The organism is Amycolatopsis sp. (assembly GCF_035546795.1).
Classification (GTDB): Bacteria; Actinomycetota; Actinomycetes; order Mycobacteriales; family Pseudonocardiaceae; genus Amycolatopsis_E.
Genome location: NZ_DASZWC010000050.1, coordinates 20,337 through 32,939 on the forward strand (window position 1 = coordinate 20,337; position 12,603 = coordinate 32,939).

The 12,603-nt window shown below is 67.6% G+C and carries 17 protein-coding genes and 1 pseudogene; 13 read left to right on the forward strand and 5 right to left on the reverse strand.

Features of this window, described 5'->3' with window-relative positions:
* Positions 1-69: 69 nt before the first annotated feature.
* On the reverse strand, positions 70-480 hold the full coding sequence (locus VHD82_RS26405; RefSeq protein ID WP_325709493.1) for a CoA-binding protein: 411 nt from the start codon (positions 478-480) through the stop codon (positions 70-72).
* 94 nt (positions 481-574) lie between these two features.
* On the opposite strand from VHD82_RS26405, the gene VHD82_RS26410 reads away from it, so the two are divergent.
* Positions 575-1,075: a hypothetical protein gene (locus tag VHD82_RS26410; protein ID WP_325709496.1), complete on the forward strand. Its 501-nt coding sequence runs from the start codon at positions 575-577 to the stop codon at positions 1,073-1,075.
* Positions 1,076-1,129: 54 nt separating this feature from the next.
* Here VHD82_RS26410 and VHD82_RS26415 read toward each other — a convergent pair whose 3' ends face one another.
* The 3 genes from VHD82_RS26415 to VHD82_RS26425 form a co-directional block, all read right to left on the reverse strand.
* Entirely contained in the window at positions 1,130-2,020 is an 891-nt protein-coding gene (locus VHD82_RS26415; RefSeq protein ID WP_325709499.1) for a TIGR03564 family F420-dependent LLM class oxidoreductase, read from the reverse strand.
* Between the two features lie 10 nt (positions 2,021-2,030).
* The gene (locus VHD82_RS26420; RefSeq protein WP_325709502.1) at positions 2,031-2,771 is read right to left on the reverse strand and encodes a TetR/AcrR family transcriptional regulator; all 741 of its coding nucleotides are present in this window, start codon (positions 2,769-2,771) and stop codon (positions 2,031-2,033) included.
* 205 nt (positions 2,772-2,976) lie between these two features.
* Positions 2,977-3,357, reverse strand: a complete 381-nt coding sequence (locus VHD82_RS26425; RefSeq protein ID WP_325709505.1) for a hypothetical protein — start codon at positions 3,355-3,357, stop codon at positions 2,977-2,979.
* A gap of 641 nt (positions 3,358-3,998) precedes the next feature.
* On the opposite strand from VHD82_RS26425, the gene VHD82_RS26430 reads away from it, so the two are divergent.
* The 10 genes from VHD82_RS26430 to VHD82_RS26475 are packed head-to-tail and all read left to right on the forward strand — an operon-like array spanning position 3,999 to position 8,926.
* On the forward strand, positions 3,999-4,676 hold the full coding sequence (locus VHD82_RS26430) for a hypothetical protein (RefSeq protein WP_325709508.1): 678 nt from the start codon (positions 3,999-4,001) through the stop codon (positions 4,674-4,676).
* 5 nt (positions 4,677-4,681) lie between these two features.
* Positions 4,682-5,650 (forward strand): SRPBCC family protein, encoded by a 969-nt coding sequence (locus tag VHD82_RS26435; RefSeq protein WP_325709511.1) that lies wholly within the window; start codon positions 4,682-4,684, stop codon positions 5,648-5,650.
* Complete coding sequence (gene gvpJ / locus VHD82_RS26440) at positions 5,647-6,033, forward strand: gas vesicle protein GvpJ (protein WP_325709514.1); 387 nt, start codon at positions 5,647-5,649, stop codon at positions 6,031-6,033. Before VHD82_RS26435 ends, gvpJ begins: the two co-directional genes overlap by 4 nt.
* Position 6,034: 1 nt before the next feature.
* Positions 6,035-6,799: a GvpL/GvpF family gas vesicle protein gene (locus tag VHD82_RS26445; protein ID WP_325709517.1), complete on the forward strand. Its 765-nt coding sequence runs from the start codon at positions 6,035-6,037 to the stop codon at positions 6,797-6,799.
* 4 nt (positions 6,800-6,803) lie between these two features.
* Complete coding sequence (locus VHD82_RS26450) at positions 6,804-7,058, forward strand: gas vesicle protein GvpG (protein WP_325709520.1); 255 nt, start codon at positions 6,804-6,806, stop codon at positions 7,056-7,058.
* Positions 7,058-7,369, forward strand: a complete 312-nt coding sequence (gene gvpO, locus VHD82_RS26455) for a gas vesicle protein GvpO (RefSeq protein WP_325709523.1) — start codon at positions 7,058-7,060, stop codon at positions 7,367-7,369. Before VHD82_RS26450 ends, gvpO begins: the two co-directional genes overlap by 1 nt.
* Complete coding sequence (locus VHD82_RS26460; protein WP_325709526.1) at positions 7,369-7,707, forward strand: gas vesicle protein; 339 nt, start codon at positions 7,369-7,371, stop codon at positions 7,705-7,707. Before gvpO ends, VHD82_RS26460 begins: the two co-directional genes overlap by 1 nt.
* Positions 7,700-8,455, forward strand: a complete 756-nt coding sequence (locus VHD82_RS26465; RefSeq protein WP_325709530.1) for a GvpL/GvpF family gas vesicle protein — start codon at positions 7,700-7,702, stop codon at positions 8,453-8,455. Before VHD82_RS26460 ends, VHD82_RS26465 begins: the two co-directional genes overlap by 8 nt.
* Entirely contained in the window at positions 8,452-8,646 is a 195-nt protein-coding gene (locus VHD82_RS26470; RefSeq protein WP_325709533.1) for a gas vesicle protein, read from the forward strand. The genes VHD82_RS26465 and VHD82_RS26470 overlap by 4 nt, the downstream gene beginning before the upstream one ends.
* Positions 8,639-8,926: a gas vesicle protein K gene (locus VHD82_RS26475; protein ID WP_325709539.1), complete on the forward strand. Its 288-nt coding sequence runs from the start codon at positions 8,639-8,641 to the stop codon at positions 8,924-8,926. The genes VHD82_RS26470 and VHD82_RS26475 overlap by 8 nt, the downstream gene beginning before the upstream one ends.
* A 4-nt stretch (positions 8,927-8,930) precedes the next feature.
* Here VHD82_RS26475 and ilvD read toward each other — a convergent pair whose 3' ends face one another.
* Positions 8,931-10,598 carry a dihydroxy-acid dehydratase gene (gene ilvD, locus VHD82_RS26480; RefSeq protein WP_325709542.1) on the reverse strand — a complete coding sequence of 556 codons (1,668 nt, stop codon included), beginning with the start codon at positions 10,596-10,598 and terminating at the stop codon, positions 8,931-8,933.
* Between the two features lie 94 nt (positions 10,599-10,692).
* Between ilvD and boxC the strand changes: the two genes are divergently transcribed.
* Both boxC and VHD82_RS26490 read left to right on the forward strand, forming a co-directional pair.
* Positions 10,693-12,309 (forward strand): 2,3-epoxybenzoyl-CoA dihydrolase, encoded by a 1,617-nt coding sequence (boxC, locus tag VHD82_RS26485; protein ID WP_325709545.1) that lies wholly within the window; start codon positions 10,693-10,695, stop codon positions 12,307-12,309.
* 3 nt (positions 12,310-12,312) lie between these two features.
* Positions 12,313-12,603: pseudogene (locus VHD82_RS26490) on the forward strand (benzoyl-CoA 2,3-epoxidase subunit BoxB); the annotation flags it as partial.

A 12,603-nucleotide genomic window follows, 5' to 3' on the forward strand; every position in this document is an offset into this window, starting at 1 on the left:
TTGTGGCCGGTCGACGCGTGGCGGAAGGCAGAGTCGAAAGTCCCACCGCGCAGGGGCTGTTTTCCACCGCTAGCTGTGTTTCGTCAGCTGGGCGAGTGCGCGGACGACGGCTGTGCAGCGATCTTCCACGTACGCCAGACCGCCCTCGGTGGCGATGCGGCGCGCCTCGGCGGAGACGATTCCTTGTTGCAACCAAAGGGTTTTCGCGCCGATCGCGACCGCCTGCGCCGCGATGGCCGGTGCTTCTGCGGAGGGCCGGAACACGTCGACAATGTCCACGGGTTCGGGGATCTCGGCAAGGGATCGGTAGACCTTTTCGCCGAGGAGCTCGTCCGCCGACGGGTGCACCGGGATGATCCGGAACCCGGCGGCCTGCAGGCTCGCGGGCACGGAGTGCGCGGCCTTGTGCGGGCTACGGCTCAGGCCAACGACAGCAATGGTGTTCGCCTCGGCGAGGACACGTTCGGCAAGGTCTGTCATAGCAGGTGAAACGCCTTCGCTGGGTGCCGAATTCCTGCCCGGTTTCGCGACATCGAGTGGCGGGTAGCCCACTGGGCGTAGAGAGGAGCCCGTCGTGGACACCAATGCTTATGTCGCCTTCCTGGTGGTGGGGGTCCTGCTGGTCGCGATCGACGGCCAGTTCATCTACCACAGCGGAAAGCGCTATCTCCATAACGCACGGGGCAATCCGGAGGTCGGTGCGTCGATGACGCGGCTGGTCACGGTGCTGTTCCACCTCGTCGTGCTGGGTGCACTGGCGCTCATCTCGACCATCGACTTCCCGGGTGGCAGCTCGCTGCCTTCGGTCGTGGGCCGGATCGGCGTGATGCTGCTCGTGCTGGCGCTCGCGCACGCCATCACGCTGGGTGTGCTCGCCCGGATGCGCGAGGAGCAGGTGGTCGAGGAGATGCAGACCCGCGGCCCGGGAATGGATCCGCGGGTGCAGGCGCCTGTCGACCAGCAGCTGAACGAGCCGGTCGTCTCGCCGGTGCCCGGTCAGGACGGCCGGAGCCCGCAGGTGAGCCCGAGCTTCGAACAGGATGGCCCTTATTCGTCCGGTGGGAATCTGGTCTGAGGCCGGTTTCGCCCGGTGAGCCGCTGAGGGTGGCTCACCGGGCTTTCTCTTGGCCTACAGCGTGGCGAGGAACTCGATGGTCCGTAGCCGTTCGGCCGGCGACCCCAGCGCAACGACGCCGAACTCCGTGGCACCGGCGTCGATCTGCCTGCGGAGCGCCTTTCCCACCGACTGCTCATCGCCGGCGATGATCACGTCTTCGACCCCGTTCGCGCCTTCGCGGTCCAGCATCGCCCGGTATGAGGCGAGCGTCGCGGACAAGCCGAAGTTCTCGGCGACCCAGCTGCGGACGGCGGCCTCGTCGTCGGTCACGGACACCATCACCATTGAGACGACCCGGGGCTCCGGGCGGCCTGCGGCGGCTTTGGTGATGGCCGGGACGATGTGTTCGGAAAGCGCTTTCGGGCCCGCCCAGTTGGTGATCGTGCCGTCGGCCAGCTCACCGGCGACGCGCAACATCACCGGACCGAGCGCGGAGACGAGCACCGGCGGCGCCTCGGCGCCGGCTACCGAGACCGCGCCGTTGGCGGTCAGTGTTTCTCCTTGGTAGGTAACGGCTTCGCCGCGCAGGAGCGGAATCAGCGCGCTGAGGTACTCGCGCAGATGCCGGGCCGGGCGCTCGTAGGAATAGCCGAACCGGCCTTCGATGACGGGCTTGTGGCTCAACCCGACGCCGAGCGTGAACCTGTTACCGGTGGCGGCTTGCACGCTCAGCGTCTGGCTTGCCAGCGCGAGCGGATGCTGGGGGTAGGTGGGCACGATCCCGGTGGCGAGGCCGATCCCGGGCACCTCTCGGCCGATCACATTGAGCGCCAGCAACGGGTCCCAGCCGTAGTGCTGGCCCATCCAGAACGCGGAGAGCCCGGCTTCCGCCGCCGTGCGGGCTTCGGCGATCAGTTCGTCCAGTCTGCGGCCGCGTTCGTCGACCACTAGTCCGATCTGCATGGCTGGCTCCTCATTCGTAGGCCCGGCGGACGGCCGCGCGGTGCAGGTCCCTGATTTCGGTGAACAGGTCGATCACTTGTGGGGCAAGGGCTTTGAGGTCGTCGTCGCTCGGTTCGAGCCGCGGCTCGAAGGCGGCGAGGATGGTGGCGGCGAGGATGGTGGCGGCGCGTTCGACACCCTCGGGGTGAGGTGCTTCGAAGAAGAAACCGCCGAGGGTGGCGTGCCAGGCGTAGATCATGTCCTCGATCGGCAGGGGGGAGCGGATCAAACTGTGGTCGGCGAGCAGGCGGATGTAGTCGCGAGTGGCGCCTTCGTGCCGGGTTTCGAGCTGATCTTGGGTGAGCTTGCCGAGGATCGTCACGTCCGCGCTCACCATCGCCTTGAGCAGCGGGCGGCGCATGATCGCCAGGAAGTTCGCGCGCGTGACCCGGTGCAGCCGGATCTCGCGCGGGTTGGACTGCAATGTCGCGACGAGTTCGTCCGCCGCTGCGGCCAGCTCCCGCCGGAAGACGGACTGGAAAAGCGCCTCGCGGGTCTTCCAGTGCAGGTAGACGGTGCCCTTACCGATCCCGGCCTGCGTGGCGACATCGTCGATAGTCACTTTCCGGTAGCCGAAGCGCAGCAACAGCTCCGCGGCCGCGTCGAGGATTCGCTCGGCTCGCTCTTGTCGTTCTTCCTGGCTCACGTATTGATGGTATGACCAGATTTGAAATTTGGTCAAGAGAAATTTGGTCAGGTGATTGGTGGTCACGCGATATGTGGTCAGGTGGTATGTGGTCGGGTCGCGGGTGGTCAGGTCGCGGGGTGGTCACGCGGTGGGTCAAGCCCGGCGCGGGCAGGCGGGCGGGGGAAGGCTGGGCCGGCTGGAGCACGGCCTAGGTGTGGGCGGACGAGGTGTGGGCAGACGAGGTGTGGGCTGGGGCGGGCGTGGTGGCGTGGCAGCCGGCTCCCGGTGGCTACCAGGTCCCGAGCCTGGGGCGCGCCTCGCCCGGCGTGGTCGGCCAGGCCGGGGTGGTCACAGCGACGACGAGCAGCCCGGCCGGGTCCGCGCGGAACTGGAAGGTGGTGCCGAGCGGGATCGTCAAGCACACGCCGGGCACGAGTTCGGTGATCTCGTCAAGACCGTTGGCGGCGCGCCAGATTCGGCCTGCGCCGCCGAGGACGTACCAGATCTCTTCCACGGTGGCATGGGAAACGGCGCGTGACACCTGTTCCGGCGCCAGCTCGAACCGCGCGAAGCTCGCCCGTTCCGGCAGGGTGCACAGCGGCCGCACGAGCGAACCATCCGGCGCGATCACTTCTGCCGCTTCCTCGACCCGGACCGTTTGGAACGTCATCGCGTCACCTCTGCGCCGCTCGCGGAGGACCGTGACTACCTGCCTTCGTGCTCGCGCAGTTGGCGCTTGAGGTTCTCCACGTCCCAACGCGCTTGGCCGCCAGGTGTCACGAGGTCAGGTTCGACGAGTCCTTGCTGCCACCATCGCACGAGGGTGCCACGGTGGACACCTATCTTCGTCGCGGCGACCCCTGTCGGTACCAGCTCGTCGTTCCTGCCCACATCGATGACGATCACATACGAATGTCGCACACGGCGTCGAAACGCGACAGTTACAACGAATGTTTTCGAAAGGCAACCCAGCTGGGTTAGGTTGGCGGACCTGGAAATGTGACTGGTTCATAAATCTGCTTTCACGCGTGTTCGCTGGGTGATCGAACGGCGTTTCCGGCGAGCCGCCACGCCTTTTCCGGTTTTGGCCGTCATTCTGGTATCAGCGAGTGTTTTCCTTGTCGCTGAGCGGAGTTGCACGTCGGTCGAGTCAATTGATCTTGGCGCTCCGAGCACACTTGGAATAATGTTTTTATCCCTGCCGAGGGTTTTCTGTGATTTCAATCCGGGTAGCTCGACTGGGCGACGTTGGTGGTGTCGGAATCGCCGGTCGCCGAGTCAGGAGGACAGGAAATGAAGGCAGGAGCACGTGTGGCCGTCGCGGTTGGGGCCGGTTATCTACTGGGGCGTACCAAAAAGATGCGGCTCGCGCTGATGATCGCCGCCGCGGGGGCGACCGGGCGAGCGGGCACCTCGCCGCAGGCGCTGCTGCGGAACGGCCTCAAGGAACTGGGCGCTTCGGCCGAACTGGGCAAGGTCACCGACATCGCCCGCGACCAGTTGCTCGGCGCGGCCAAGGCTGCCGCGGTCACGGCGGCAAGCAGCCGGATCGAGGCGCTCAACGCGCGGATTCAGGACGGCGCGGGCAAGAGAAGCAAGGACCGCGAGGAAGAGCCGCCTGCCGAAGACGAAGCCGACGACGAGAACGAGAACGAGGACGCGGCGGAAGAAGCCGAGCAGGACGATGAGGAGGAACGTCCTGCGCGTCGCCGCGGTTCTCGTAGTCGTAAGGGGGATGACGAGGACGCGGCGGAAGACGTTGAGCAGGACGATGAGGAGGAACGCCCTGCCCGTCGTCGCGCTTCCCGGAGTTCCCGTAGCCGCAAGGACGACAACGAAGACAATGAAGAGGACGAGGAGCCCGAACGTCCCGTCCGCAGGCGAGCGACGGGCGGGCGGCGGCGGTCCGAATCGGCCGACAGTGCGGAACCCGCGCGCCGGACTCGTTCCGCGTCCAGGCGCGCGCCGGTGCGCCGGGCCGGGAGGTGACTGCCATGGTCACCGACCGGCTCAAGAAAGCCACCAAAGCCACGTCCGACGTGACCGGCAAGGCCACGGAAACCGCGTCGAAGGCGAACGGCGGGCTGCCCGGCGAACTGAGCGGCGCACTGCGGAACCTGGTACAGACAGTAGGCACACGTGCGACCACTTCGCTGGCGAAGCGGATCACCTCGGCCTCGGGGCGTCTCACCGACTACGCCGATGGCAACGGCGGAGGCCTCGTCGAAGCGATCACCGGCGGAAAACCGGGCATCGGTGGGAAAGCGGCGATGGGTGCGGTCAAGGGAGCCGCGTCCGGCGTCGCGGAGAAGGTCAAGGGTGCGCTCACCGGCGGCGGTAAAGGCGACAAGCTTAAGGTCACCAACATCGTCGAGGAGATCGACATCGGCGCGCCGGTCGATCTGGTGTACGACCAGTGGACGCGATTCACCGACTTCCCGCGGTTCATGAAGAAGGTCGAGAACGTCGAGCAGGTCGCCGACGAGAAGGTCGAATGGAAGGCGCAGATCTTCTGGTCACACCGTTCTTGGGAGGCCACGATCCTGGAACAGGTGCCGTACGAACGGATCGTGTGGCGTTCCAGCGGAGAAAAGGGGTACGTCGACGGCGCCGTCACCTTCCACGAACTAGCTCCGGACCTGACCCGGGTCGTGCTTGTGCTCGCGTACCACCCGCAGGGCCTGTTCGAGCGCACGGGGAACCTGTGGCGCGCGCAGGGGCGCCGGGTTCGCTTGGAGCTCAAGCATTTCCGTCGGCACGTGATGACCGATGTGTTGCTGCACGCGGACGACGTCGAGGGGTGGCACGGCGAAATCCGCGACGGTGAGGTCGTCGACCAGGCCGGGGACGACGGCGACGAAGCCGAGTACGAGGACGAAGAACCCGAAGAAGAACCCGAGCGGCCGGCGCGCCGCGGGCGAAACCGGGCGGAAGCCGGTGGAAAGGCGGGAAACAAGCGATGACGACAGCGGTGCAGCCGGCCGGCGGCGGGGGTGGCCTCGACCGCCCCAGTTCGAGCAGCCTCGCCGACGTGATCGACACGATTCTCGACAAGGGGCTCGTGATCGATGCCTACGTCCGGGTCTCGCTCGTGGGAATCGAGTTGCTGACCATCGACGCCCGCGTCGTCGTGGCCAGTGTCGACACCTACCTGCGGTTCGCCGAAGCGGTGAACCGGCTCGACATCTCCGACACGGAGCAGAAGGGCCTGCCCGACCTGCTCGAGGACGTGAACCAAGGCGGCGCGAAGGCGAAGACCAGCGGCGCGCTCGAGGCCGCCGGGGACAAACTCCGCGACATCCTCGGCGACAAGGAGCCCGAACGCGATCGCAAGGGCCGTGACTGAAATGGCCACCGAAACGGAAACCGCTGTGTATGTGTACGGAATCGTGCCCGCGGATGTCGAGACCGAACCCGGGGCACGCGGCGTCGGCGATCCGCCTGCGCCCGTGACGATCGTGCGTTGTGACGGGATCGCCGCGCTGGTGAGCGAAATTCCCGGCACCGCGACCCTTGGCAGGCCGGATGACCTCGCGGCGCACGCGGCGTTGCTCGACGCGGCCGCCGCCGAAGCCCCGGTGCTGCCACTGCGGTTCGGCGCCGTGGTCACCGACGAGCGGCAGGTCGAGGAGGAATTGCTCAAGGCCCACCAGGACGACTTCAGGGCAGCGCTGGAAGAGCTGGAGGGCAAGGCCGAGTACGTCATCAAGGCGCGCTATGAGGAGCGGGCCGTGCTCCGGGAGATCCTCTCCGAGAACCCGGAACTGGCCGAGTCGAGGGAGCAGATCCGGGGCAAACCCGAGGACGCCACCCGGAACGAACGGATCGCGCTGGGTGAGCGCATCGAGCAGGCGATAGCCGCCAAACGTGAGGCCGACACCCAGCGGGTGGTGGACGCTCTCGCGGCGCTCGACGTCCGGGTCGTCGTGCGGGAGCCGACGCACGAGGAGGACGCGGCGTACGTGGCCTGCCTGGCGGATACGGCCAAGCAACGAGATCTCGAGGCTGTCGTCGGCAAGCTGGCCCGGGACTGGGAAGGCCGGGTGAACACGCGCTTGCTCGGCCCGATCGCGGCTTACGACTTCGTCGTCACCCGAGAGCCGGAGGCGTGACGCGATGGGATTGCTGTCCAACGTGTTCGGCCTGCCGTTGGCACCCGTCCGCGGAGTGCTCGCGCTGGGTGAGCTGATCCGTCGCCGGGTGGACGAAGAAATGGCGAACCCGGCGTCGGTGCGGCGCGAACTGGAGGCCGCCGGAGAGGCGAGGGCGGCGGGCGAGATCTCGTCCGACGAAGAGGCCGATGCCCAACAGCGGGTGCTGGACCGGCTGAACGTGCCGGCCCAGGTGGAAGCGGACGAGAAGGAGAGGTGATGCAGGTGGTCGCCGCGGACTCCCGGGGAGCGGGGAAAGCCGAGCTGTCGGCTTCGGCGGCAGCGGCCGAGGCGCTGCGGCACATCGGCGAGCTCGTGACGAGCCCGCCGGTCGGCGTCACTTCGGTCGAACCCGTCGAGGACGGCTGGCTGATTGAGGTGGAGGTGCTCGAAGAGCGGCGTATCCCTTCGTCGTCGGACATGCTCGCGCTCTACGAGGTGGAATTGGACCACGACGGCGAGCTGCTCGCGTACCGCCGCAGGAGCCGGTACGCGAGAGGCCGGGCGGGCACCGGGAACGGAGCGGGCTGATGGTCTCGGAGTACCCCGTCACCACCTCGCAGTCCGGTAACCACGAGCCTGCCAACCTCGGCGACATCCTCGAGCGGGTGCTGGACAAGGGCCTGGTCATCGCCGGCGACATCCGGGTCAACCTGCTCGACATCGAGTTGCTGACCATCAAGCTCCGCCTGGTCATCGCTTCACTGGAGACGGCGCGGGAAGTGGGGATCAACTGGTGGGAAAGCGATCCCTGGCTCTCCGGGGACACCGCGCGGCTGCAGCAGGACAACCGCGAGCTGCGCGCCCGGATCGCCGAACTCGAAGGCACGCGGGCCATCGAAGACGGTGAGGACGGCGAAAGTGGGTGAACGCGGGATCTGGGTCTATGCCGTGCTGGGGGCCGGCCCGGTCGCGCTGGACGCGGTGTCCGGCGTCGCGGGCGAAACACCGCGCGTGCTCGAATCGGCGGGTTTGCTCGCGGTGGTCGGGGATGTGCCGCTGAACGTGTTCGGTGAAGAAGCCCTGCGGCGCAATTTCGAGGATCTCGACTGGCTAGGCCGCGTGGCGAGGGCGCACGACGCGGTGGTCGGCACCGCGCTCGCCGCCGGGCCGGTGGTGCCGATCCGCCTGGCCACGGTCTATCGCGACGACGAGCGGGTGCGCGAAATGGTTCGGCGCCGGGCGCCCGACTTCCAGCAGGCACTCGACCGGCTGGGCAAACGGACCGAATGGGGCGTCAAGGTTTTCCTCGAACCCCGGCCAGGGCATGGTGTCGCCGAGGACGCTCGCGGGACCGGGAGGGCTTACCTGGCTCGGCGCCGCGCCGCGCTCGCCGCGCGGGAGAAGCACGACCAACGCGCGGCCGAGCAGGCGGGCCGGGTGCATTCCCGGCTTTCCGCGCTCGCCGTCGATACGCGGACCCACCCGCCCCAGAGCCGGGCGCTCGCCGCGGAGAACGGGCGGATGATCCTCAACGCCACCTACCTCGTCGACGACGAAAGCGCACCGGCGTTTCACGAGGCGGTCGCGGACTGCGACCGGGGCAACGACGCGATCCGCGCGCAACTGACCGGCCCATGGCCACCCTATTCGTTCACTTCCCTGGAGGAGATATGACCTCGCCCGTGCCGGCACCGGCCGCTCTGGAGCGGCCGGTCGCGCTCGTCGACCTGCTGGACCGCGTGCTCGCCGGTGGAGTGGTCGTGAGCGGCGAGCTGACGTTGTCGATCGCGGACGTCGATCTCGTGCACATTTCCTTGCGTACCTTGCTGTCTTCCGTCACCGCACTACGGCCTCACGATGAATGAGCCCTTCGCCCACCGCCTCGGCGCCGATCCGGAGACGGCCGAACGCAGCCTCGTCAGTCTCGTGCTGACAGTGGTGGAACTGTTGCGGCAGCTGATGGAAAGGCAGGCGTTGCGCAGGGTGGATCACGGCGATCTGAGCGACGAGCAGATCGAGATCATCGGCGAGACGCTGATGCGCCTGGAACAGCGCATGACCGAACTGTGCGAGCACTTCGAGATAGCGCCCGAAGAGCTGAACCTCGACCTCGGCCCGCTCGGCCCCCTGCTTTCCGGCGACTGAGCCGTCAGGAGCAGACCGCACCCTTGGCCGCCGAGCCGACCAGCGCCGCGTACTTCGCCAGCACTCCCGTGCGCCGCGGCGCGGGCGGAAGTTCCCAGCCTTCCTTGCGCCGGGCCCATTCCGCGTCGTCCACCAGCACGTCGAGGGTACGCTTCTCCATGTCCAGCACGATCGGATCCCCGTCGCGCACGAACGCGATCGGACCGCCGTGCGCGGCCTCCGGCGCCACATGCCCGATGCACAACCCTGTGGTGCCACCGGAAAACCGGCCGTCCGTGAGCAGCAGCACGTCCTTGCCGAGACCCGCGCCCTTGATCGCGCCGGTGACCGCGAGCATCTCCCGCATCCCCGGCCCACCACGCGGGCCTTCGTACCGGATCACCACGACATCCCCGGCTTCGAGCGTGCCCAGCGAGTCCATCGCGGCCTGCTCGCCGTCGAAAACCCTTGCCCTGCCTTCAAAACGCGACGAGTCGAAGCCCGCGCTCTTGACCACCGCGCCCTCCGGGGCGAGGGTGCCGTGCAGGATCGTCAGCCCGCCGGTCGGGTGAATCGGGTTCGACAGCTTCCGGATGACGTCCCCGTCCAGTTCCGGCGGCGCCAGCCTGTCCAGGTTCTCCGCGAGCGTCCGGCCGGTGACAGTCAGGCAGTCACCGTGCAGCAGACCGGCGTCCAGCAGTGCCTTCATCACCACGGGCACGCCGCCGATCCGGTCCACGGCCGTCATCACGTACCGCCCGAACGGCTTGACATCGGCCAGATGCGGCACCCGGTCGCCGATCCGCGTGAAGTCGTCGAGGGTCAGTTCGACCTCGGCCTCGTGCGCGATCGCCAGCAGATGCAGCACGGCGTTCGTGGAACCGCCGAGCGCCATCACCACCGCGATCGCGTTCTCGAATGCCTCACGGGTCAGTACGTCACGGGCTGTCAGCCCCTGCGCCAGCATCCCGATGATGGCTTCGCCGCTTTCGCGCGCGAACCTGTCGCGCCGCCGGTCCACCGACGGCGGGCTCGCCGAGCCGGGGAGTGACATGCCCAGCGCTTCAGCCGCGCAGGCCATGGTGTTCGCCGTGTACATTCCGCCGCAGGCACCCTCGCCGGGGCAGATCGCCCGCTCGATCTTGTCCACCTCTTCGCGCGAGATGAGCCCGCGGGCACAGGCCCCGACCGCCTCGAACGCGTCGATGATCGTCACCTCGCGGCCGTCCACCTTGCCCGGCAGGGTCGAGCCCGCGTAGAGAAACACCGCCGCCACGTCGAGCCGTGCCGCGGCCATCAGCATCCCGGGCAGGCTCTTGTCGCACCCCGCGAGCAGCAACGCACCGTCGAGGCGCTCCGCCTGCATCACCGTTTCCACCGAATCGGCGATGACCTCCCGCGAGACCAGGGAGTAATGCATCCCCTCGTGCCCCATGGAGATCCCGTCGCTGACCGAGATCGTGCCGAACTCCATCGGGAATCCGCCGCCGGCATGCACCCCCTGCTTCCCGGCCTGAGCGAGCCGCTGCAGGGAGAGGTTGCACGGGGTGATCTCGTTCCACGAGGACGCGATCCCGATCTGTGGTTTGGCGAAATCGTCGTCGCCCATCCCGAGTGCACGCAGCATCCCGCGGGCCGCGGTACGTTCGAGGCCATCGGTCACAGCACGGGATCGCGGCTTCAGGTCGGCCATGCTAAGCACGATAGGCGTCGCTGGTGTGTCATGCAGTTCCGGAAATTCTCTACATAACGTTGACGACCGATAGATCCTTGTAGACAATCGAGGTATGACGATGGTGTCATTCGATCGAGACCCCGCGACCTACCGGCACTGGCGCCTCCGGCTCGAACCGCCGGTGGCCTGGCTTGAGCTGGACGTCGACGAGAACGGCGGTCTCGTCGAAGGGTATGAGCTCAAGCTCAACTCCTACGACCTCGGCGTCGACATCGAGCTGTACGACGCCGTGCAGCGGCTGCGGTTCGAGCATCCCGAGATCGGTGCCGTCGTCATCACGAGCGCGAAGGACAAGGTTTTCTGCGCGGGCGCGAACATCCGGATGCTCGCGAGCTCCGCACACGAGTGGAAGGTGAACTTCTGCAAGTTCACCAACGAGACCCGCAACGGTATCGAGGACGCCACCGAGAACTCCGGGCAGGTCTACCTCGCCGCGGTGAACGGCACCTGCGCCGGCGGCGGCTACGAGATCGCGCTTGCCTGCGAAAAGATCCTGCTGGTCGATGACAACTCCTCCACCGTCTCCCTGCCCGAGGTGCCGCTGCTCGGGGTGCTGCCGGGCACCGGCGGCCTGACCCGGGTGACCGACAAACGCCGCGTGCGCAAGGACCGCGCCGACGTGTTCGCCACCAGGCCGGACGGGGTCAAGGGCCGCACGGCGGTCGACTGGCGGCTCGTCGACGAGTTGGTGCCACGCCAGCAGTTCCGCGAAATCGTCACCCAGCGTGCCCGTGAGCTGGCGGCGCGCACCAGCAGGCCCGAAGACGCCAAGGGGGTCGAGCTGACCCCGCTGGAGCGCACCGAGACCGACGACGCGATCCGGTATCCGAACGTCACCGCCGAACTCGACCGGTCCGGCGGCGTCGTCACGATCACCGTGCGGGCAACGGAAAGCGAGGGCTGGCTGCTCGCGATGACGCGGGAGCTGGACGATCTGATCCTGCGCCTGCGCACGAACGAACCCGAGCTCGGCACCTGGTTGCTGCGTACCGAGGGCGATCCCGAAGTGGTGCTCGCGCACGAACGACGCGTGCTCGGCGCGTCCGACTGGCTGTCCAACGAGATCGTGCACTACTACAAGCGCACCCTCAAGCGGCTCGACGTGACCAGCCGAAGCCTCATCGCGCTCATCGAACCGGGCAGCTGCTTCGCCGGTCTGTTGCTGGAGCTGGCATTGGCCTGCGACCGGCAGTACATGTTGGACGGTCCGCCGATCGACGACGAGGACAGCGAGGAGCGTGCGTCGATCGTGTTGTCCGAGGCCAACTTCGGCGTGTTCCCGATGGGCAATGGCCTGTCCCGCCTGGAATCCCGGTTCTTCGGCGAGACCGAGCACCTGGACTGGCTCAAACGGGAACTCGACCATCCGCTCGGCGCCGAGGAAGCCGTCGAGCTGGGCCTCGTCACCGACGCGCCGGACGACATCGACTGGGAGGACGAGATCCGGATCGCCATCGAGGGCCGGGCCGCGCTGTCCCCCGACGCGCTCACCGGGATGGAGGCCAACCACCGGTTCGTCGGCCCGGAGACCATCGAGACCAAGATCTTCGGGCGGCTCACCGCCTGGCAGAACTGGATCTTCACCAGACCCAACGCCGCCGGCCCGGATGGCGCGCTGCGCCGCTACGGGACCGGACAGAAGCCCACCTTCGACCGCAAGCGGGTGTGATCAGTGCCGGAGAAGATCGACTACGACGCCAAGATCCCCAACAACGTCAGCCTGGCCTCGGACCGCCGGCTGCAGCGCGCGCTGGAGGGCTGGCAGCCGAAGTTCCTGAACTGGTGGGGCGAAATGGGCCCCACACTGGAGACCCAAGGCGTGTACCTGCGCACGGCGGTGAGCGTCGGCCGCGAGGGCTGGGCGCATTTCGACCACGTCAACGTGCCCGACTACCGGTGGGGCATCTTCCTCGCCGAACGCGATCCGGACCGCAAGATCGCCTTCGGCGAGCACAAGGGCGAA

Excerpts from the sequence above, each read along its gene's own strand:
- VHD82_RS26405 (WP_325709493.1), bottom strand. The coding sequence starts at position 480 with ATGACAGACCTTGCCGAACGTGTCCTCGCCGAGGCGAACACCATTGCT.
- VHD82_RS26415 (WP_325709499.1), bottom strand. The coding sequence starts at position 2,020 with ATGCAGATCGGACTAGTGGTCGACGAACGCGGCCGCAGACTGGACGAA.
- VHD82_RS26425 (WP_325709505.1), bottom strand. The coding sequence starts at position 3,357 with ATGACGTTCCAAACGGTCCGGGTCGAGGAAGCGGCAGAAGTGATCGCG.
- VHD82_RS26435 (WP_325709511.1), top strand. The coding sequence starts at position 4,682 with ATGGTCACCGACCGGCTCAAGAAAGCCACCAAAGCCACGTCCGACGTG.
- gvpJ (WP_325709514.1), top strand. The coding sequence starts at position 5,647 with ATGACGACAGCGGTGCAGCCGGCCGGCGGCGGGGGTGGCCTCGACCGC.
- VHD82_RS26445 (WP_325709517.1), top strand. The coding sequence starts at position 6,035 with ATGGCCACCGAAACGGAAACCGCTGTGTATGTGTACGGAATCGTGCCC.
- VHD82_RS26450 (WP_325709520.1), top strand. The coding sequence starts at position 6,804 with ATGGGATTGCTGTCCAACGTGTTCGGCCTGCCGTTGGCACCCGTCCGC.
- gvpO (WP_325709523.1), top strand. The coding sequence starts at position 7,058 with ATGCAGGTGGTCGCCGCGGACTCCCGGGGAGCGGGGAAAGCCGAGCTG.
- VHD82_RS26460 (WP_325709526.1), top strand. The coding sequence starts at position 7,369 with ATGGTCTCGGAGTACCCCGTCACCACCTCGCAGTCCGGTAACCACGAG.
- VHD82_RS26470 (WP_325709533.1), top strand. The coding sequence starts at position 8,452 with ATGACCTCGCCCGTGCCGGCACCGGCCGCTCTGGAGCGGCCGGTCGCG.
- VHD82_RS26475 (WP_325709539.1), top strand. The coding sequence starts at position 8,639 with ATGAATGAGCCCTTCGCCCACCGCCTCGGCGCCGATCCGGAGACGGCC.
- ilvD (WP_325709542.1), bottom strand. The coding sequence starts at position 10,598 with ATGGCCGACCTGAAGCCGCGATCCCGTGCTGTGACCGATGGCCTCGAA.
- boxC (WP_325709545.1), top strand. The coding sequence starts at position 10,693 with ATGACGATGGTGTCATTCGATCGAGACCCCGCGACCTACCGGCACTGG.